Below are 20862 nucleotides of genomic sequence, written 5' to 3'. Positions count from 1 at the left end.
TCCTAATGAGGTTTCAACCATGTCACAACCCTTAAAACGCTCTGCCGTTCACCGCGGCGCCCTTAACCTGCAGGAAGCCGTCATCGTGGGCATCGCTGCGCTCCTCGTGCTCGTCTGGGTGCTCTCCTCCGGAAACGGTCTGTTCAGCCGATCGGACTACACCGAAGAGATGTCCAACGCCGGGGAGCTCATGACCAATACCCGCGGCATGCTGAAAACCGGCGGCACCTACCAGTTCAGCTCAGCGGCGGCCATGACCGGCGCGCTGGTACAGTTTGGCGGCGCGCCGGGCAGCATGGCGGTCATCGGCACCAAGTCATCGGGCAGCGCCTCGCTGAATAACCGCTGGGGCGGCAGCGTTACGGTACAGCCGGTGAGCACCAGCGGCGGTCAGAATACCGCTTTCTCCCTGACCTACACGCAGGTGCCGCAGGAGGCCTGCGCGCAGCTGGTGCAGAAAATGAGTGGCGCCAACAACGTCGCCTCAACCAGCATCAACGGCAGCGCGACCAGCGGGGCGGTCAGTGCGTCAGTGGCGGCGTCACAGTGTACGGCGGACAGCGGCTCAGCCGGCACCAACACGCTGGTCTTCACCAGCAATACCTGATGAAGGGCCGGGGAAACCCGGCGCCTTTTCTGACCGACTCACGGTGACTCATGATGAACAGGCTTACATACCTGCTGACGGTGGCCGGATTACTGCTGTGCGCCGCGTTGCCGGCGCAGGCTTACTGCTACAACGAGGCGGGCGCACGCTACCACGTCGATCCGCAGCTGCTGCGCTCCATCAGTAAGGTGGAAAGCGGCTTTAACGCCGGGGCTATCGGCTATAACCGCAACAAAAAAGGTCAGGTTACCAGCCGGGACTTCGGCCTGATGCAGATCAACTCCACGCACGTGCCTCAGCTGCGCACTATGGGCGTGCTGCAGAGCGAGCAGGACCTGCTGACAAAACCCTGCCTGAACGTGATGGTCGGGGCCTGGATACTCGCAAGGCACCTGCAGGTCTGCGGCGTCACGTGGGAGTGCCTTGGCAGCTATAACGCCGGCTTCGCCGACGATAATACCGCCCGCCGGATGCTTTACGCCCGCAAGGTTTACGCCGACTACATGGCCCGACGCTGACCTTTCACACGGAAAATTTCATGACTTTATTTACCGATGGTCCGGCGGCCGGCGCATGGCTTGCCTGCTGCGCGGGGCTGTTTGCGCTGCAGGCGTATCAGGCCAGCCGATTTCTGCGCACGCATGACGGTCCGCCTCTGACCTGGCCGCTTCTGACGCCGGTTGCCCTGATTTACCTGCTCACCGCCGGCTGGCTGCTGGCGCTTCCACCTGCGGTGCCGGTGAGCGCCGTCCTGCGTAGCTTACTCCTGCTGGTGCTTGCGGTGCCGCTGACGCTTACCGACCTTCGCTGTCAGTGGCTGCCGCTGCGCTACACGATGACGTTCTGGCTGGGCGGTCTGGCCTCTGCGGCGCTGCCGGATGCAGTGCTGCCGCTCAGTGAGGCGCTGCCCGCCAGTATCGCCGCGTTCGCGCTGTCCGGCGCCGTTCGCTGGCTGGCCAGCTTTCGCCAGCGCGAGGAGCGCATGGGGCTCGGTGACGTTTATCTGATGGCCGGCCTTTGTGCCTGGCTGCCGTGGCGCAGCGCGTGCTACGCCGCCGCCGGCGGGCTGCTGCTGTGCTGCCTGTGCGCAGCGCTGACGCGCCAGACTTCAAAACCCTTTGCGCCCGCGCTGTTTGGTTACCTGTGCGGCGTGTGCCTTTTCTTTCCCCAACAACTGGCGGGAGTGCTCTGATGAAATTTCTTAAACGGAAGCCGCGCGCGGTACACCGCGGCAACATGCTGCTTCAGCTCGGCATCGTGATGGCCATCGTGCTCATCATCACGCCCGGCGCCATGGACCGCTACGCCGGCATGCAGCAGGAAAAGGTCTGGACCGGAACGGCCTCGCATCTGAGCTTCGTGGCGCAGGCGGGCAAGCGCTACGTGCGCGACAACCGCAACACGCTGCAGACGCAGGTTGCCGGCGGCCCTGTCGTGATCACCGGCGCCACGCTGCGCACGCAGGGCTATCTCCCGGCGGGCTTTTCACTGACCAACGACAGCGGACAGACTTACCAGCTCGCGGTGGCCAGAGACCCGGGTCAGGCGGGCCAGCTGGTCGCCTTCGTGCTGACCACCGGCGGCAGCGAGATCCCCTATAAGGGCCTGCGTCAGATAGCGACGGACACCGACGGAATGGGCGGCTACGTCTGGCCGGCAAATAACGCGGTGGGTGCCGACGGCGGCTGGCAGGCAAAGCTCGGTGACTATGGGCTGACCGGTCAGCAGGGGCGCCTTGCGGCATTCCTGTCCGCCGACGCGCTCGGCACCGACGCGGACGAAAGCGACAGGCTTTACCGTTATCAGGTGACCGGCCGGCCGGACCTGAACCGCATGCACACCGCTATCGATATGAACGGCAACAACATTAACAGCGGAGGGACGGTCAGCGCGGCGACGGGGACCTTCACCGGCCAGGTGTCTGCCGGTACCAATATGACGGCCGGCGGTAACGTTACGGCCAGCGGCAGCATAACGGCGAACGGTAACGTGACCGGAAACGGCAACGTGGCGGCCGGTAACAACGTGACGGCCAACAACGGCATCACGGCCAACAACGACATCCGCAGCAACAACGGCTGGATCATCACCCGCGCCGGCAAAGGCTGGCTGAATGAAACCTACGGCGGCGGTTTTTATATGTCGGATAACGACTGGGTAAGGTCCGTCAACAACAAGAATATTTACACCGCCGGGCAGATGCGGGCCGGCAGTCTGCGATCGGACGGTGACGTCTCGGCGGGCGGCGTGCTGTCTCAGGACCAGGTTAACTCGGCGGGCGCGGCGTGCGGCCAGCTGGGGGCAATCAGCCACGACGCATCGGGCGCCACGCTTGCCTGCCAGAACGGCGTCTGGCAGAGCGGAAGCAGCTCACCGGTTCGCGTCTGTGCGAACAGCTGCGGCGGCCGCTGGCCCCTGGAAATTGGTCGCGTCAACCATGACGGGGACTGGTCATCCTGGAACACGCTGGGCGTGGCCTGCGGCGGCGGTTACACACAGAACTGGCAGGTGCCGGTCTTTTGCTCGGTTAACTGACCCTTTTCACCCTGCCGGTTCCGCGCAGGGTCGCTCAATTTTTCATTCAACGTATCCGTCCGTCCGGCCGGATGCTGAGGCTTTCCATGAAACGACTCATTCTTACGGCAGCGCTTCCGGCGCTGCTGCTTTGCGGCTGCCAGTTGCCCCCTCAGTCTCCTTCGCCGGGCGCAGCCCCGGCATACACCGTCAATCCCAAACCGAAAGCGGCAATTCAGCTGACGCAGCTGTGGATGGAGGGGGGGCTTCGTGACAGCACGACGTTGCCCGTAGCGGTCATCCGCGCAGACAGCGATCGCGTCACCTTCAGCTGGAACGGCGACGCGGTGGAGCTGCTGAGCGCGATGGCCCGCGCCCGCGGACTGACTTTCAGCTATACCGGCGTTCGCCTGCCGCTGCCCGTGGACATTGAGGTGCAGAACGTCACTTATGCAAACGTCCTGCGCATGATTGAGATGCAGACCGCCTGGCGCGCCACGTTCGTGACGTACCCCGGGCAGATTGTGCTGCAGTTTATGCCCTCGCTGCCGGCTGAGTCGGGACGTAACCATAAGGGAGGCCGCCGATGAAAGCCCGACTGTGCATCCTGCTGCTGCCCGCGCTGCTCGCGGGCTGCGCGGGATTTCACTTTATGAAAGCGGCACCTGCGCCCGGGCCTGACGGCGCGCCGCCGCCGGGGCCGGAGGCCTACCTGTCACCGCAAAAGCGCGACACCGCTGACGTCTCCGACAACCGCCGGCAGATGCTGACCGAGGGTGGGCGAACCACCGGCTTTCGCGGCGGCAAGGCGCAGCGTGCGTGGGAACTGCGCCGCGACCTGGAGGCGCGGGCTAAGCAGCTAGATGCCACTTATGACTTCCGCCCGCTCATCAGCAGCCGCGGCTGGCTGCCGCCGATTATCACCGAGGCCGTGGACGTGGCGCACGTCACGCCTGACCAGATACGCACCGCAAGCCACGTGTACGAAATCATCCAGCCTGAGCGCTTCGTCAGCAACCCGCCGACGTGGCGCGGCTGGCTGATGGCCGGGCTCAGCACCGTGCCGCCGGACGAGCCGGCAGGCGGCCTCATCCCGGAAAACGGCGTGCAGCGCGACATCTGGCAGGCGGCGGTCAACGAAGGCTGGGCGGAAGGGCGCCAGAGCGCCGACGAGACGCTGGAGGCCAACGTCAACCGCCTGACGCGCGACTACAACGGCATGCTGCAGTACGTGCTCTTGCGCCGTCAGAACCTCATCACGGCGCCGGTGGTCACCGAGCGCCAGCAGACGGTCACCGGCGACAACAACAAACTCACCACCGGTGACCGCGAGCGACGTCTTGAATCCCGCGCGGGCTTCGTCACCGACAAGGCGAAGTGGAAGCCGGTCATCAATACGGAGAAGCGCTGATGGCAGCCTCAGATCTGGAACTTTATGACTTCAGCGGCGGACTCAGCGCCGATACGCTGCGCGGCTTTATGGTGTGGTGCGCGCGCAACAACGTGAGCGACATTCACCTGCAGGGCGACAACCACTTTGTGGTCGGCCGTTACGGCCGCCTGCTCAGGGCAAGCCCGTTTGCGGTGGCGGACGACACCATGGCCAAACTGATGGACGAGGTGTTTTCCCCGGAGCTCCGCCCGCAGGTGCGCGGCGGCGTGTCGGTTGACCGGGCGATGCAGCTCGACGGCGACATGACCGGGCGCTGGGGGCTGAAGCGCGGCGAGCGCATCCGCTTTCGCGTCAATCTGCTGCAGGGCACGGCGGGGCGTCAGGACAGTACCATTGGCTGGACAATGCGCGTCATTCCTTCTGACATCCCGCCGCTGGAAAGTCTGGGGCTGGAGCCGGAGCTGATGGCGAACCTCCTGCCAGCGAAGGGGGTGGGGCTGTGGGGCGGCATCACCGGCTCAGGCAAAAGCACCTCGCTCGCCTCAACCTATCGCCACTGTCTGGACACGGACCCCGACCGCAAGGTCACCACCAAAGAGGACCCGATTGAGTTCATCCTCGGCCGTCCGGATGACGTGCTGCCGCCCCTGCAGTCGCAGGTGGGGAAAGACATTCCCGATTTCGCTACGGGCATCCGCGCAGACCTCAGGCGGGCGCCTTCGGTCATCGGGGTGGGGGAGATGCGCGATCGCGAGACCATTGATGCCGGCATCCGCGCCGGCCAGCTCGGTCACCTGATGCTCTCCACCACGCACATCGACTCGCCGGGCGAGGCCTTCCCGCGCCTCATTAACGAATTTCCGCACGAGAGCCGCGACGCGATGGCGTGGTCGCTGCTGGGCGTACTGCAGTACGTGGTGGTGCAGACGCTGCTGCGCACGACCGACGGTAAGCGCATCGCGGTCCGTGAGTTCATCCTTTTCGACTACAGCCTGCGCGAAAAGCTCGCCGAAATGCCTTGGTCGCAGTGGGGTCAGCATATTAACAACATCATCCGGCTGGAGAAGCGCCGCATCGTGGATCAGGCCTGGCGCCTGTACCGCGGGGGACGTATTGCCGAATCCGAGCTGGCCGTGGTGATGTCGCCGCGCCAGCGCCGCGAGTTTGAGGAGGGGACCGCGTGAGTACGCTGAATAAAGAGAACTATCCGCCGGGATTCTGGCGGCGGGCCGGCAGCGCCCTCAACTTCGTCGGCATCCCCGCCTGGCTGTTCCTGCTCTACCTCTTCTGGTTCCGCTTTCCCGCCATGAACACGATTTACGTCGTGAGCGGCATCATCGCCGTGTTCCGCGTGCTGAGGATGTTTGGCTGGGGCGTCACCGAACTGCTTACGCGCGTGGCTCGCTGGGCGCGCGGCAAATCCCTGAGCGGCCGCCCGTGGTGGTACCGCCGGTTTACCGACGGCGAGTAGCCGTCCTGACACAGCAGCAGAGGAGGCTTTATGAAGACAGCGGACTACCCGGTGTGGCTTGCGGTCATGCCTGACCAGCGCGACGCCGCGCGCGCCGACGCCGGAAAACACCCGGAAGGGGGCAATGCGATCACGTGGGATAAGGAGGCTCAGCTCTGGTACGCCCGCCCGGGGGCTGACCTGAGCCGGCTGCAGGCCTGGCTGCCGGACCCGTCGCGGCGCAGCGGCGGCGGGGACCCGCAGACGGAGTTTCTGGACGCGCTGACCAGCGCCGGGCTGATTATTGACGGCCTGCCGGTGATGGACGGTGAAATCCACCGCGTATCGGTCACCGACGGGCCGAAGGGGAACGGCGACGGCGTCTACCGCGGCTTTCTGAACGGCAGCAAGCCGGGTGGGTGGTTCATCAACTACTGGACCGCTAAAACGCACAAGGACATCACGAAGTGGAAAGGCACCGGCGGTGAAGCCGATCCGGTGGCTCGCCTGCATATGAAGGCAGTTGCGCGGCAGTCCCGTGATGACTCCGCACGCCGGCTGGCAGCCACTCATGCACAGCAGACCGCAAAGGCGAAGGCCCTCTACGAGCGCCTCCCGCCCGCCGACCCTAACCACGGTTATCTTCAGCGCAAGGGAGTAACGGCGGACGCGGATCTCAGGCAGACCCGTAACGGGGCGCTGGTCATCCCGTTTCAGGACGTGGACGGTGCTTTCCGTACGCTGCAGTACATACCGCCTGACGGCGAAAAATATCTGTTTTCCGAGGCGCCGAAAGCCGGCCACTTCAAGGTGGTGGGCGGAACGCTCACGGACGGGGAGCCGATTCTGTACGCCGAAGGCTACGCCACAGCGCGCAGCCTGAACCAGGTGACCGGGCGTCCGGTAGTGATGACCATCGACGCCGGGAACATGCTGAACGTGGCTAACGTTCTCAGCGCCCGCTATCCCGACAGCCCACACCTGTTCATGGTCGACTTCGACCACAGCAAGCCGGTTAACACCGGGCTCGTCATGGGGGAGCAGGCCGCGCGTAACACCGGCGGTAAGGTGATCATCCCCGACTTCACGTCCGCAGAGCGCGCCGCGGGCCTGACCGATTTCAACGATGTACACCAGTCACGCGGTACGGAAGCCCTCAGGGCTGACCTCCTTCAGCAAATTAATCAGGCCCTTGCCGGGCTTAACTACAAGGAAAACGTCATGGCCACACCCGACGACGCACAGCCAGCGCCGGACACTCTTCCCGCCGCGTCCCCGGACGCCGCAGCCGAATCCACACCCGTCCGTCGCCCCGGGGCGGCAAAAGAGAAAACGGGTGAAATCCTGAAGCTGCGTGATGAAGGGCTCACGCCCGCGAAGATTGCTGAGCAGCTCGGCATCGGGCAGACCAGCGTGTATCGCATTCTGAAGGCGCAGCAGGCTGACGCGCCGGCGGCGGACAGCACTCCGTCTGCAGCCACTGTGAGCGAGACGGTCATCCCGGCCGCGACCTCTGTGCCTGCAGAGGTGCCTGCCGTTAACGTCAGCGAACCTGATGTCCCGTTGCCGGCGGCCGGCGTGACATCGACTGCCGAAGCGCAACCTGCCACCGTGCCGGCGGCTGAAAGCGTCGCGGCAGCGCAGCCAGCACCCGAAGCACCGGTGACGCTGGCGCCGGCTTCACCGGGCACCTATGATGGATTCACCGGGCTCTACGGCACCGGCGCCGAACTGCGCGACAGGCTGGCCGCGCTGGCCAGCGGTCAGGTCTCACCGGCGGCGCTGCTGCAGGACATCAGCACGCTGCGTTCACGCGTGGAGAGCGCGGCGATAACCGGCGTGTACACCCGTGAGCACGTGAAGGAGATGCAGCAGGTCTTTGACCGGGTGACGCAGGGCGGAATGGCAGGGGCAAACGTCATGGAGACGGGCGGGTTCAGCCGCCTGCGCAGCCTGCTGGGGCAGCGCGATACCTGGAGTTCACTGCACCCGACCGGCGGCACGCTTGATATTAATACCGTGCCAGACAGGGTGGGTCAGCAGTACGCGCTGCTGGCGCGCGGGGACGTGACGCGAGCGCAGTTTGATCGTGAGGTGCGGATGCTTTACGGCGAGTTTACCCGCGCCGAACCGGGGAGCTTTACGCCCGGTCGTCAGGCGGAAACGCGCGCGGTCTTTGAACGCATGGCATCACTGGAGAGCCCTGAGCGCGCCGCGCAGTATTCGGCTGGCGCGGCGGTGCTCGCGGCGCAGTTGCCGCCGGCGTCCGCCGCTGACCCTAACGCCACGGCGCTTGATCGTATTCAGACGGCCCTGCGCGATGAATTTGTGTCGCTGGCCCGCGGTGAAACGGCGGCGCCGGCGCTTATGGAAAACGTGGCGCGACTGCAGGCGCAGCTTGATGATGCAAAGGCGCTGGGCGTTTATGCCGGCGGCCACCTTAAAGAAGTACAGGGCGCGTTTGACCGCGTCACGCAGGGTGGACTTGCGGGTATGCCCTCGCGGGGCGCACCGGCTCCCCGCGGAGACTACCTCTCCCGCAATCCCGGATCCGCCTCGCTCGACGTTGCCAGCGTCCCTTCACGCATTGAGGCGCAGATTGGCCTGCTCGTTCGCGGTGAGGTCACGCGCGCTCAGTTTGAGGATAACCTGGCGGTGCTGCGCAATGAGGTCGTGCGGCTCTCAGAGACCGGCAACGTCACGCCGGCGGCACTGTCAGCCGCAGAAGGGGCTTTTGCGAACCTGGGCGCACAGCCGCTACCGGCCGCTGCGGCCACACCGGCACCGCTTTCCGTACCGGTCACATCTTCTGACGCACCCTCTCCGGAGCCTGCGGCGACTCCCGTTGCCACACCGTCCGTGGCCGCCGTGCCTGAACCAGCGACACCGGTGACAGACGCCAGTGTGACGGCTCCGCAGACTAATGCGGCGCCAGCTGCAACGGCATCCCAATCGTCTGCGGTGCCCGCCACGACAGCTGAGCAGGCACCACCGGCATCTTCGGTCCGGGCTCCTGCTGCTTCTTTTGTGCCGGATGTCTCCTGGCAAACGGCAGCAGCGGACGCCCGACCTGAACCCGCTGCCCGCGCGCCGGAGCCTGCGCACGAAGAAGCAGCAGCGGCGGCGATTCCGCAGCCAGACGTGCCGCCGGTCAACCCGCTGACTTCCGCTTTTGGCGCAGAAAATGCCATCCTGGTCGGCGCCCCGCGCGTGGCGGCGCAGGATGAAGATGCGCCAGCCTCTTCCGGATCGACATCGGCACGCATCGATGCCGATAAGCTGCTGAGCCGCGTCACGCACGAGAAGCACCCGGACGGCAAAAGCGTGCTGTACAAACTGGACGGCGAGGCGGCCTTCATTGACCGCGGTAATCGGCTGGTCATGGCAGAGGGCGCCAGCGCGCATCAGGAGAAAGTGCTCGCCGCGCTGCTGACCGCCGCCAATCACTATCAGGGGCGCATTGAGCTGACCGGCAGCGACGAGTTTAAGGCGTTTGCGATCGGCGTCATTGTGGCCAATAAGCTTGACGTGAGCATGAAAAACGCCAGCCAGCAGGCGGACCTGGACGCCGCGCGCCGCGCAGCGGGTCAGCCCGTTACGCCGGCCGCGCCCGCTGATTCGGTACGCGGAGACCCGCAGGCACCGCGGGCCACTGAGACGCCGCCCGTGACGCAGGCTGCGCCTGCACAGGCGCCCGCACAGAGCGCAGCGCCCGTGACAGCGTCACATCAGCCCGCTTCTGCACCGGCGCCTGACTCCGCCGCGTCGAAGGTGTCACCGGCGGTTCATACGCCAGCGGAAAAGGCGCGGGAGCCGGTGACCGGCAAGGTCACCGCCTGCGGGCAGGCGCCGTTCCGTTTTGAAGCGGATCAGAGCGAAAGCACCTTTATCACCCTGCGCACTAAAGAGGGGCAACAGACGTTCTGGGGCAAGGAGCTTGCCGGCCTGCTGCGCGAAACCAACCTGAAGCCCGGGCGCATGGTCACGCTGCAGTGGCAGGGCGAACAGCCGGTCACCGTGAGGGTGCCAAAGAAGGATAAGGAGGGCGTGATCACGCACTATGAAAGCGTGGAAACGCACCGCAACCAGTGGGCGCTGGCGCCTGCCGGCGGGACGCGCGTGCAGACCGGTGCAGACGACATGGTGCCGCTCGCGGCCGTGGACGTGAACCGCTACATCCAGATCCAGCACACGCTGGTAAGCCGCCTCGGACTGGACGTCGACGCGCCGCCGAAGCCGGCCGACGGCCTGTACTGGCTGAAGCCGGACGGACAGGGCAGCGCGCAGGCGGGCGATGCGCTTTCAGCGCCGCGCCCGGCGCACAGCGAGCGCGCCGGCATCCCGGTGATGTCCGCGTGGGGCGATGACGGCCGGCTCGACCTGCACCTGGTGCAGGGTGACGGGGACTACCTGCAGGGCGTGGTACGTCAGGGCGGCACCTACCAGCACGTGCTGGTAAGCCTGCCGGGCAGCGCTGACGCGCCGCCGATGGTGGTCAACCTGCTGACGCCGGAAGGGGCGCAGCCCATCGGCAGCGGCAACGGCATCAACCGCTCAAACGGTCAGCCCGTGCCGCGTGAGCACGTGGTGGTGCGCCTCACCGGTGACGCAGAGCCGCGCATCGCGAAGCTGGATGCGCCCGCCGACGTTCCTGCCGCGCTGCACGCCCGCCTCGGGTATGACGAGCGTTTCAAAGCGGAGTCCGGCTGGGTAAAGGAGCAGCCGGCAGCAGCACCACAGGCAGCACCGGTCACGCCGCCGCGGCCGGCTCAGTAATCGATCCTTCCGGAGTTCTCACATGAAGAAACATTCAGCGACCGCCCTCGTGGCGGTCTTTTTCTGCTGCACCGCCTTTGCCGCCGGCGCCGCGACCTGTCGCGCCGGCAGCGCCGCGCAGACCGGCAGCGAGGCGGGCTATAACGCCGCGAAAAAGGCTAACGACGCGTGGGCCGCCCGCGAAAGCCAGACGTCCGATCAGCTGCAGAACTGCCTCTCCGGCATCCGCAACATTTCCATCAGCCTGCCGAACCTGCCGAGCCTGCAGGACATCATGAACCAGGCGTCAGAGAAGGTCTGCGGAGCGCTGACGGACAAAATCAACAGCAACCTGCCGACCAGCATCGATCCGTGGCAGTCCTACGGAATGTAAGGAGTACCGCATGCACAACCCTCAACACGCCGCGCCCCCTCAGGAGGCGGCCGTGGTCCTGACCGACCCGGACGCCTATGAACACGCCCTGCACGCGCAGCACGAGCGCACGCTCGGCGCAGAGTTTGCGCGCACCTGCCTGAAGAGGCTGGGCTGGAGCCTCAGCGTCAACGTCATTCAGGCCATCGTCATCGGCGCCCTGGCCGTCTACATCGTGTTTCTCCCGCGCGAGTACTTTGCTACCGAAGCGGGGCGCATCACGCCGCTTTACCCAACGGACAAGCCGGTCTGGAGCGAGAGCGACGTGCGGCAGTTTGGTGCGGACACCATCAGCAAGGCGTTTACGCTCGACTTCGTGCACTACCGCGACCAGATGACCGCCGCGGCCGCTGACTTCTCTGAGGAGGGCTTCACCGGCTACAACAGGGCGCTCAGCACCGACTCAAACACCCTGTCGCTGGTGAAGGACAAGCGCATGAACCTGACCAACACCGTCGAGCCGGGCGTCATCACCCGCCGCGGCGTGGTGGGCGGGCGCTACACGTGGGAGTTCCAGTATCCCGTGACGCTGCGCCTGCAGGGCCAGAACACCAGTACGCCGCCGCTGCGCTACATCTTCACGCTGCGCATTCAGCAGGCCGATCCGCGCCTCAAACCGCGCGGCCTTGAGGTCACGCAGACCATCACCAACAACGCAGGATAATGCTATGAGCAACTTTCGCACGCTGGCCCTGTGGCTGGCGCTGTGCGGCAGCGCGGGTGCCGCCACGGCAACGGGGACCGCCCCGGCGGCCGGCACCGATGTAGGCTGGCGCTCGACCGCGTCCGCCGGGGGTGCTGCCGCAACAGGCCAGAGCGGTGGCGGCACGGGCACGCCCGCCGCGCCGGCAGCAGCAGGTCCGTTCCCCGGGCAGGCGCTGCCGCCGCCCACCTCGGTCACGTATGACCAGGCGCAGGCGGCTATTGCCCCGCTGACGCCCGATGAAATCCGCCAGCTGCGTGCGCAGCAGACCGAACAGAACCGGGCGCTGGCCACGCCGGGCATTACGGCGGTACCGCGCATCACCGCGCAGACGGTGAGCCTGCAGCCGGGCGCGAGCCTGCCGCTGGTGCGCACCGCGGTGAACTGGCCGGCGACCGTGAGCTTTATCGACAGCACCGGCGCGCCCTGGAAAATCCTCGGCGACCCGGTGAGCGGCTCCCCGGACATCGACGTGAAGTGGATCCCGGGCATGTCCTTTATGGTCATCACCGCAAAGCGCGACTTCGTGAACACGCTGGTGACCGTGGGGCTTGAGGGCCTGCCGGTTCCGCTGCAGATAAGCGTGATGAGCGGCGAGGCCGACACGGCGAAAAAGACCTGGACGGTGGACGCGCGCCTTGACCTGCGCATTCCCCGCCGCGGGCCGGGCGCGGCGCCTGACGCACCGGGCCCCTCGCGTATCGGGCTGCACGACGACGTGCTGCAGGCGTTTCTGGACGGCGTGCCGCCATCGGGCGCGAAGCGCCTGAAGACCACCGGCAGCGTGCCGGACACGGCGGTGTGGCAGCAGGGCGACGACCTCTACATTCGCTCGCGCGCGGACATCCGCGATGAGTTCGACACCACGCTTTCGTCGGCCGACGGCACCCACCTGTGGAAGCTGCCGGTGACGCCGCGCGTGGCCTTTTCGGTTGACGGGCGCACCGAAGCCCTCAGCATTGCCCTGGAGTAATCATGAGCGATCAACAGAACACCGGCGGCGGCAACATCCGCCTGATGATGGGCCTGATCCTTGGCGGCATCGTGGTGGTGGCGGGCGGCGGCTACGCGCTGTACAGCTACTTTGCCGCACCGCCGCCTGAACCTTCCCGCGTGAACCTGACGCGGGTAGGCGGCAGCACGCAGGTGAGCGCACAGGAGCAGGCGGCTTACCGCGAGCTGCTGCGCGAAAACAACGCCCGGGGCGCACAGACCGCCGCCGCCTCGAACGGCAGCTTTATCGCCAGCATCCCGCTGCAGCAGGACGTGGTGACGCCGAAAGAAACGCCAAAGGTCGCCCCGGCCGTGGCGCCGCGTGAGCTGCCCCGTCCGCAGGGTAACGGGCGCACGCAGGAGCAGGAGAAGGCGCTCAGCGAGGCGCGGCAGAAGTCGCTGACCGCGCTGCTTGCAAAAATCCAGGCGGAGCCACAGACCGATCTTCCCGCCGCGCAGATGCTGGGCGGAAAGGACGGCGGCTGGGCCGCATGGCGCGACTCGCAGCCGGGAAGCTACGTGCAGCAGGCCGCCGCAAATACGCCACCGGCCTCCGTTGTTGTGGCGCCTTACTGGCGCGGGCCGGGTGAAATTTACACCGGCGTGAACTCGGATAACGGCACCACGCCGGTGCTGGGCCGCATCACCACGGGCCAGTATGCGGGCGCCATACTGCAGGCGCCTGAGGGGGCGAAGCTGTCGGGCGACGGGGTCATCATCCACTTCACCACGATGGCGCTGAACGGGCAGAACTACAAGGTGGACGCCTATGCGCTGCAGGACGATACGCTCGTGGCCAACATTGCCACCGACGTCGACCATCACTACTTCCGCCGCATCGTGCTGCCGTCCATATTCAAGGGCATCGGCAGCGCGGGCCAGCTTTACGCGCAGGCCAACACGCAGCTGCTGAGTAACGGATTCAACACCGTCACCACGCGCCCGTCCACGCCTGACGGCACGGCGGTGGCCGGGGTGATTGCCGGCGGCACGGCGGAGCAGGCGGCGCAGGTGCTGAACAGCGACGCGGCCCGCCTGCCGGACCGCACCGTAACGGTGAAAAACGGCGAGGTGGTGGCCATCCAGTTTATGCGCGGCGTCTACAGCACCGACGCCGAGTCGCCGCAGGGCGTATTGCAGGCGACCGGTGGCAACGCGTCGCCGGCGGCACTGAGCAGCAACCCGACCCCGAGCGCCGCGGACCTGCGCGAAGAAACCCAGGCGCGCATCCGCGCCGCCGAACAGAGAGGTATGCCCCGTGAATGAATTCGATCCGCAGCCGGCGGTCATCGCGCCGGTCACCCCCGCCGCTTCACCGCCCGCCCCGCAGCAGCAGAGCTTTCTGACGCGCCCGCTGCTGCTGGGCTACTCCCTGCCCTGGCTGGCGGGTATAGGGCTGGTGCTGGGTGGCATCGCCTGGTATGTGTTCCTGCCCTCAGGCTTTTCACAGGATGCCAGCCAGCGCGCGTTCGGGCAGGACGCCGGCCTTGAGGCGGTGCAGCCCGCCTCTCCCGCGTCCGCGCCGGCGCCGCTGCAGACGGGCGGAATCAGCGTCCCTGCCGCCGCGCTCAGCGTGGCGGAACCGGCCGGCAGCGTGCCGGACGACGTGGTGAAGCTCATCCGCGAGGGGCGCGAGTTTGAGGCGGCCAACCGCGAGGCGATCACCCGCCTGTCGGACACGGTGCGCGCGCAGACGAAGGCGCTGGCCACCCTGCAGCAGCAGCTTACCGGCATCGCGCAGGAAAACGCCCGCCTGGGTAATCAGCTGACCGTGCTGGCCGCGCGGCCTTACCCCGAGGGAGGCGGACACGCCGCCGGTAAACGCGCGCCGCGATCGGCGCTCGCCGGCATGCGGCTGGAAAGCCTGCAGGAGGGGATGGCGTGGGTCAGCTGGCAGGGCAGGACGTGGGCGGTGCAGGCGGGCGACACACTTGGCGGCGTCACCGTGCGCGACATTAACGCACCGGAGCGCAGCGTCACAACCAGCGCCGGCGTTCTGCGCTAGGGAGGCGTCATGGGAGGATCGCTTGACGGCATCACCATGCTGTCTAACCTGGCATCCGGGCTGCAGAGCTCGTTCATCACCCTGGCCCTGACGCTGGGGTCACTGTTCGGCGTGCTCGGTGCCGGCGGCTTTCTGATCCGCCAGTCGTGGCTTGCCCGCAAGGCGCCCGGTCAGTCGGCGAGCGGCGGGGCCATGGTGGCCTGTCTGCTGCTGTCGGGCTGCCTGGTGGGGCTGGACCAGCTTATCGGCGCGGGGGCGCGACAGGTGGGCTGGCAGGTTTCGTTTGACGCCATCAGCTATGTGGACCAGGGGACGTTCGGGCAGGGCGCGGTCGCGGCCAACGCCCTGCTGAGCCTGCTTCGTATGGTCGGTGTCTGGTTCGCACTGGCGGGCGTGATGCTGTGGCGCCGTTCCCGTAAAGATGGCCACTCGGGCCTGACGGCGGGCGACGACGTCAACAAAGGTACCGTGAGATTTATCCTTGGGGTGTTGCTCATCTGTAACCCCTACCTGCTCGACGCCTTACAGAAAACCCTCGGTATGCGCTGAGGCAGATTCAAAGACTTCCGTCCTCATGGACGATTCACCCGGCCATCCGGCCACTCTTATTCATTAAGGAAAACACCATGATTACTCGCTTTTACTGCGCGGCATACGCACGCGTCCTGATGCTGTCTGAAACCCTGCGCCGCATGACTTTACGCGCACTCTGCGCCTGGCTTGCCCTTATCTCGCCGGTGGCCATGGCCGACGGTGACTTAGCGGATATGGGAAAAAATGTATCCGAGGGCGCCAAGTCCCTGCAGACCAGCGGGATCGTCATTATTCAGGTTATCGGGTTCTTTTCGTTCGCCGGCGGGCTTCTCTCCATCAAGGCCATGAAGAACAACCCGCAGATCAAGCCGTGGATGATTGTACTGGCCATTGTTGGCGGGATGCTGGCTATGGGTATACCGGAAATCATCAAGCGCGGCATGACGCAGATGGGCATGACGCCGGTGAGCGTCAGTTAACTGACCGGCCGCCCCAGAATGGGGCGGCAATTCTCCGCATCACTGCCGGATTACCCGGACAGTTCTCCTCTTGTTCGAACAGGACATCACTATGGTTTTGAATCATACGCCGGCTCCGGTGGCAGGTTCTCTGCTGCCGCTTTTACCGGACGTCAGCGGTGAAGACGAATCCCCGCGACCTGTGGCGCTGTCTCCCGGCGCGCCCTGCCGCTGCTGCGGTACGCGCGCGCAGCGCCTGTGGCAGGGGCCGGACGCGCAGCCGATCTGCACGCTGTGCTGGCTGACCTTTAACCTCGACAGCCCCACCGCCGCGCACGGACATCTCGCCTGGCTGCCTGATGCACCCGCCGCCGACATCATCAATCTGCAGCGCCGTGCGCTTATCGGGCAGCACAGCGAGAGTAAAGCCGTGCGTAAACAGGGCAGGCGCGTCTGGAACTGGCTGGCCCGCCACGCACGTGAGGTGGAGGGCATGTGGGGCACCTCCCGCGCGCCCGAGTTCGCCGCGGCCTTCGCGCGGCTTCCGCCTGTAAAGCGCGCGCAGATGCAGCAGCGGCTCGAGGGCTGCGCGCTCATTCTGCCCGCTGACGTTTTTAACGACCTGACCCTGCTGCTGCCGCTGGGCCGCACCGCCGATAACGCGGTGCATACCCCGGCATGGGCAACCTATACTCGGAGCGACCTGTATGCCAAACCGCCTCATCCGCTGGACTGAAGAAGTGATCACCGCCGCGACGCGCTTTGCCGTGTCGCGCGATCTGCCCGACTACTGCGATCTGCAGACCGTGGTGCGCCTCACCGACGACGATCGTATTCGTCACCCGGAGCTGAGCGCGCCGTACATCATGGTGACTCATCGCGGCGACTATCTGACGGTTTATGAAGTTGCCGGCAGCTACAGTGAGGCAGACGAAAAACTGGCCGCCGGGCATGACGATGCGTGGCAGGGGCGGCTTGACCGCATGACTGAGTCCTTAAACTCCCACTATCGCCATACGGGTCATAAAATCAGCACCGTACACGAGTGCGATCCGGACGGCGGCGGGGCTGTCCTCCGTCGGCTGCTGGCGCCGCAGTATCAGTCACTGAAGCGCACCGGCCTGGATCTGAAATACATGCTCGATGAGCAGGTGAAGAAGCTTACGCCCTGGGTCAACGCGGAGCGCACCTGGCTTGTCTGCTACAGCGGCCGCGGCGTGCTGGCCGGGCACGAACTGCGTGATGAAAACGCCCGCCTGAAGGAGCTGGTGAAGGGCAGCCCGGCGGCCGCGTTTGGGCAGAATCCGCTGCTCACCGAGCTGGCGGGCCTTAAAATCCGCCACGACGCCTTCCTCTCGCAGGTTGAGCGGGCGCTCGGCGACAGCGGCAGGGGCGTACTGATGCGCCGCATCGATGCGCACGAAGCCGGGCGCGTGCTGCGCGCGCAGGTGGACCCGGGCACTGGCGCTGACTGGCAGCCGCTGCTGCCGGACGATCGCATTATCCCCCGGGGGGTGCGTCAGGGGGAGGACGCCACCGCGCTGCTGGCCCCCTGGCTGAACTTTCAGGTTATGGGCGCGGGCGTTGATGAGATACGCAACAACCTGATCAGAATTAAAGGCGTCTGGCACGGCACGCTCGCCGTGAACCTCGGGCCGCAGAGTCCGCAGAGCTTTGCCCGCCTGCGCGAACTGATTCCGCGCAGCGTGCCGTTCCGCATCCGCAAGGACCTGATGCCCGGCGGCATGCGTCGCCTCGGCGGCAAACACGTCGTGCTGAGCATGGCGTCCTGGGTGCCGGGCCTGAAACCGATTTTCGATTCCATTTCGATGCTGGCCGAACGCGAGATGCACGAGCCGGTGTGCATGATGACCATCACCGCAGCGACCTGGGGGGATTCTCCGGAAACGGTGACGCGCAACCTGACGCTGCTGCAGCAGGCGCTGACGTCGTGGGGGATCTGCGGCGTAACGCAGACCTTCGGCGACCCGGTTAAGGCGTGGGTGGCTACGCTCACGGCCTCATCTGCGTCAGGCGGGCCGTGCCTGATGTATCCGCCGCTGTCTGAGGCGCTGAACCTGATGCCGCTTACCCGTCCGACGACGGCCTGGAGCGAGGACGGCAACGCGCTGTTTGTGTCGCCGGACGGCAAGCTGATGCCGGTGGCGCTCGCGCCCTCAAACCAGACCAAAAAAACCAGCATCGTGGCCGGCGAGTCCGGCGGCGGTAAATCGGTGTTCATCAACCGGCAGCCCATCATCCTGGCGATGTCCGCGCAGCATCAGTTACCCTTCTTTGCCGGCATTGATAAGGGGTTCAGCTCGCAGGGCATGGTCTCGATACTGCGTGATGCGCTGCCGCCGGAGCGTCAGGACGAGGTGCTCAGCGTCGTGCTGCGTAACGACGCGAATCACTGCCGCAACCTGTTCGACATCCAGCTGGGGCTTTCGATGCCGCTCAGCTACGAATCCGAATTTATGGAGAACGCGCTGCAGGCCCTGTGTATTGACCCCGGCACCAGCGTGCCGCCCAACGGCCGCGATACGCCGATCATTCTGCGCCGTCTGGTCAGCGACTCGTTTAAGGCCTGTCGCGAGGAACCGCGGCGCTACGAGCCGGGGCTCGTGCCGGAGGTGGACGCGGCGCTGAGTGACGCCGGCATCTGGGAGGCGCACCCGGATTACCGCGACAACGCCACCTGGTACGAGGTGCGTGACCTGCTGCAGGACGCGGCCCACCCGGCCGCCGCGCAGCGCGCGCAGTTTCAGGCGGTGCCGGAGCTCGCCGACATGGCGCCGCGCCTGCTCAGCGAGAACTTCAGAAGCATGTACGGAAACATTCAGCGCGACGGCAGCAGCGAGCCGCTGATTGAGTACATCGCCCGCTGCCTGCGCGACGCCTGCGGCCAGTACCGCATGTTCGCCGGGCGCACACGCTTCATGATAAGCCCGAAGGCGCGCGTCATTACGGTCGACATTCAGTACGTCGCCGGCGACAAGTCAAAGGCGGGCTATCTGCAGACCGGCATGATGTACCTGTTTGCCGGCCACATCGCGGGCGGCGACTTCGTATTGCCGCAGTATCAGGACGAGCTCTTTCCCGCGCTTCATAAACGCTGGCACCCCATGCACCGCGCGCGCGTGGATCAGCTCGACCAGGAGGTTAAAACCCGCCAGTACGACGAGCTGCACAACGCGAAGGGCGTCTCCTTTATCTTCCCGATGCTCGAAACCGCCGACCGCGAGCAGCGCAAGTTTGGCGTGCGCACCGTGCTGTCCTCGCAGTACTACCGCGACATGCCCGACGCGCTGCGCCAGTCAGCCAACTCCGTCTACATGGTCGGCGTGGATCCGGAAGACCGCGCGCTGCTGAAAGAGCGCTTTAAGGTACCTGACGCCACGCTTGACCGCTTTGAGCGCATGGGCAGCGGCCCGGCGGCCGACGGCAGCGGCGTACCGTTTCTTGGCATCTTCCGCATCAGGGGAGGCAGCACCATTGCCCACATCATGAAAAACACGGTGGGTCCGGAGGAGCTGTGGGGCCACAGCACCACGCCGGTGGATATGTCGCTGCGCCGCATGCTTGAAAAAGACGTTGGGGCCGGCACGACCCGCCGCATCCTCGGGAATTCCTTCCCGAACGGCTCGGCCGAGAAGGTCATCGAGCACCGTCAGCGCACCGCGGGCGAGGCGCGCGGCGACAACGTCATCCGCACGCTCGCCACCGAGCTTATCGATAAACAGGGCTACAACCTCTGACCCCTCAGGAGTTCTGACATGCATACATCCACACCATGGCGCCCCGCGGGGCGCCGGCTGCTTGCCGCCTGCGTGCTGGCGGCGCTGGCGCCGAAAGCGCTGGCTTGGCCGACAGAGGAAATGAGCAGTGTGCCCATAACAACGCAGGTGATGCCCGCGCTGCAGACCATGCAGGCCACGCTGGCTGAAATCCTGTCGGCGGAGAAGGAGACCGGCACGGCGGTGGTGCAGTCCTCGGACAAAACCACCACGGCCATTACGGAAGCGGCGCGCACCCAGCGCGAAGCGGAGAACTTTAACCGTCAGGCGGACCGGCTGGAGAAGGCCCGGGCGGCCTACACGGTGCCGGACAGCATCTGCAGCGAGTCGGCCTCCGGCACGGCCGCGCAGGTGAGTCAGGCAACCCGCGCGGCGGCGTCAAAGCTTGCCGGCGGCAGCGGCGTGTCGAGTGCGGTCGTGCGGGAGACGCTGGCAAGCCTGCCCACCTCGCCCCGGCAGGGCGGCTACCGCAGCGCGCTTATTCACGCGGGCTACTGTACGGCGGAGGAGGCGAAGCTGTACGGCGGTACCGGGCTGTGCCCGGGCGTCTCGCCGCTGCCGGGCGGCGATACCGAGGCGCGTTCGCTTTACGACGGGGCGGGTCCGGCGGGTAAAGCCCCCGAACTCACCTTCACCCAGGCGCAGACCGATGCGGCGATGGCCTACGTGAACAACTCGGCGAAGCTCGACGCCGGGCGCACGCCGGGCAAGGGTGAAATCCAGACCGCCACCGGTCAGGAGTATCAGGGCCTGCTCACGCAGTACAAGGCGATGCAGAGCGCGGCGATGCAGCCGCAGCTGGACATGGTGGCGGCGAGCCAGCCGCAGGACGCCACGCAGGCGGCGCTCACCGAGGCGCGGCAGGCGCCGTCGGCGGAAAGCTACTTCCAGCAGACCGCGTCAGCGCAGGCAAAGCAGACCGGCACCATGAGCGAGCGCGAGTTTGAGGCGTTCGAGGTGGGCCGCCGCTACGCCAACACCGCGTGGGTCACCGACCTGCAGGGCATGGACGGCGACAACCTGGCGCGCGAGATGGCGCGCCAGCAGAGTCTGGCCAACTGGCTGGCGCTCGGCATTAAAAACGAGCTGCGTCAGGCCAACATCATCAGCGGCCAGCAGCTGGCGCTGGCGGCAAAAAATGAATACGCCCCGCAGCTTCAGGCGCTGTCCTCGCAGATGAGCGCCGGCGTGAGCGCTAAGTAATTCCTTACGGAGCATTC

The 20862-nt window shown here is 66.0% G+C and carries 19 protein-coding genes; all 19 read left to right on the top strand.

Annotation, left to right across the window (positions count from 1 at the left end):
- The first annotated feature begins 19 nt into the window (after positions 1 to 19).
- The 19 genes from AC6I8A_RS24095 to traW all read left to right on the top strand — a co-directional run bounded on the left by AC6I8A_RS24095 (position 20) and on the right by traW (position 20845).
- A complete protein-coding gene (locus tag AC6I8A_RS24095) occupies positions 20 to 607 on the top strand; it encodes a type 4 pilus major pilin (protein WP_497819442.1) in 588 nt (195 codons plus the stop codon).
- Between the two features lie 53 nt (positions 608 to 660).
- Positions 661 to 1125 carry a lytic transglycosylase domain-containing protein gene (locus tag AC6I8A_RS24090; protein WP_222213790.1) on the top strand — a complete coding sequence of 155 codons (465 nt, stop codon included), beginning with the start codon at positions 661 to 663 and terminating at the stop codon, positions 1123 to 1125.
- 20 nt (positions 1126 to 1145) lie between these two features.
- Positions 1146 to 1799 carry a prepilin peptidase gene (locus AC6I8A_RS24085; RefSeq protein WP_497819441.1) on the top strand — a complete coding sequence of 218 codons (654 nt, stop codon included), beginning with the start codon at positions 1146 to 1148 and terminating at the stop codon, positions 1797 to 1799.
- Positions 1799 to 3142 (top strand): shufflon system plasmid conjugative transfer pilus tip adhesin PilV, encoded by a 1344-nt coding sequence (gene pilV / locus AC6I8A_RS24080; protein ID WP_497819440.1) that lies wholly within the window; start codon positions 1799 to 1801, stop codon positions 3140 to 3142. The genes AC6I8A_RS24085 and pilV overlap by 1 nt, the downstream gene beginning before the upstream one ends.
- A gap of 86 nt (positions 3143 to 3228) precedes the next feature.
- Positions 3229 to 3711, top strand: coding sequence for a DotD/TraH family lipoprotein (locus AC6I8A_RS24075; protein WP_497819439.1), 483 nt, complete (start codon positions 3229 to 3231; stop codon positions 3709 to 3711).
- Positions 3708 to 4532 (top strand): type IV secretory system conjugative DNA transfer family protein, encoded by an 825-nt coding sequence (locus tag AC6I8A_RS24070; protein WP_497819438.1) that lies wholly within the window; start codon positions 3708 to 3710, stop codon positions 4530 to 4532. Before AC6I8A_RS24075 ends, AC6I8A_RS24070 begins: the two co-directional genes overlap by 4 nt.
- Positions 4532 to 5698, top strand: coding sequence for a plasmid transfer ATPase TraJ (gene traJ, locus AC6I8A_RS24065; protein ID WP_497819437.1), 1167 nt, complete (start codon positions 4532 to 4534; stop codon positions 5696 to 5698). The genes AC6I8A_RS24070 and traJ overlap by 1 nt, the downstream gene beginning before the upstream one ends.
- Complete coding sequence (locus AC6I8A_RS24060) at positions 5695 to 5985, top strand: conjugal transfer protein (protein ID WP_497819436.1); 291 nt, start codon at positions 5695 to 5697, stop codon at positions 5983 to 5985. The genes traJ and AC6I8A_RS24060 overlap by 4 nt, the downstream gene beginning before the upstream one ends.
- 30 nt (positions 5986 to 6015) lie before the next feature.
- Positions 6016 to 10740 (top strand): LPD7 domain-containing protein, encoded by a 4725-nt coding sequence (locus tag AC6I8A_RS24055; protein ID WP_497819435.1) that lies wholly within the window; start codon positions 6016 to 6018, stop codon positions 10738 to 10740.
- Between the two features lie 22 nt (positions 10741 to 10762).
- Positions 10763 to 11113, top strand: a complete 351-nt coding sequence (locus AC6I8A_RS24050; protein ID WP_455853615.1) for a conjugal transfer protein — start codon at positions 10763 to 10765, stop codon at positions 11111 to 11113.
- 10 nt (positions 11114 to 11123) lie between these two features.
- Positions 11124 to 11816: a DotI/IcmL/TraM family protein gene (locus AC6I8A_RS24045; protein ID WP_497819434.1), complete on the top strand. Its 693-nt coding sequence runs from the start codon at positions 11124 to 11126 to the stop codon at positions 11814 to 11816.
- Positions 11817 to 11820: 4 nt separating this feature from the next.
- Entirely contained in the window at positions 11821 to 12828 is a 1008-nt protein-coding gene (locus tag AC6I8A_RS24040; protein WP_497819433.1) for a DotH/IcmK family type IV secretion protein, read from the top strand.
- A 2-nt stretch (positions 12829 to 12830) separates the two neighbouring features.
- A complete protein-coding gene (traO, locus tag AC6I8A_RS24035; protein ID WP_497819432.1) occupies positions 12831 to 14114 on the top strand; it encodes a conjugal transfer protein TraO in 1284 nt (427 codons plus the stop codon).
- Positions 14107 to 14853, top strand: a complete 747-nt coding sequence (traP, locus tag AC6I8A_RS24030; RefSeq protein ID WP_497819431.1) for a conjugal transfer protein TraP — start codon at positions 14107 to 14109, stop codon at positions 14851 to 14853. The genes traO and traP overlap by 8 nt, the downstream gene beginning before the upstream one ends.
- A 9-nt stretch (positions 14854 to 14862) precedes the next feature.
- Positions 14863 to 15402: a conjugal transfer protein TraQ gene (gene traQ, locus AC6I8A_RS24025; protein WP_497819430.1), complete on the top strand. Its 540-nt coding sequence runs from the start codon at positions 14863 to 14865 to the stop codon at positions 15400 to 15402.
- A 77-nt stretch (positions 15403 to 15479) separates the two neighbouring features.
- Complete coding sequence (locus AC6I8A_RS24020; protein WP_280173394.1) at positions 15480 to 15866, top strand: DUF6750 family protein; 387 nt, start codon at positions 15480 to 15482, stop codon at positions 15864 to 15866.
- Positions 15867 to 15957: 91 nt separating this feature from the next.
- A complete protein-coding gene (locus AC6I8A_RS24015; RefSeq protein WP_497819429.1) occupies positions 15958 to 16581 on the top strand; it encodes a conjugal transfer protein in 624 nt (207 codons plus the stop codon).
- Positions 16553 to 19603 carry a putative type IV secretion/conjugal transfer ATPase gene (locus AC6I8A_RS24010; protein WP_497819428.1) on the top strand — a complete coding sequence of 1017 codons (3051 nt, stop codon included), beginning with the start codon at positions 16553 to 16555 and terminating at the stop codon, positions 19601 to 19603. Before AC6I8A_RS24015 ends, AC6I8A_RS24010 begins: the two co-directional genes overlap by 29 nt.
- A gap of 18 nt (positions 19604 to 19621) precedes the next feature.
- Positions 19622 to 20845 (top strand): conjugal transfer protein TraW, encoded by a 1224-nt coding sequence (gene traW / locus AC6I8A_RS24005; protein ID WP_497819427.1) that lies wholly within the window; start codon positions 19622 to 19624, stop codon positions 20843 to 20845.
- Positions 20846 to 20862: the final 17 nt, after the last annotated feature.

Source organism: Pantoea sp. X-Soil-ISGK-275, from assembly GCF_059730795.1.
This window is presented reverse-complemented; position numbering and strand designations above follow the sequence as displayed.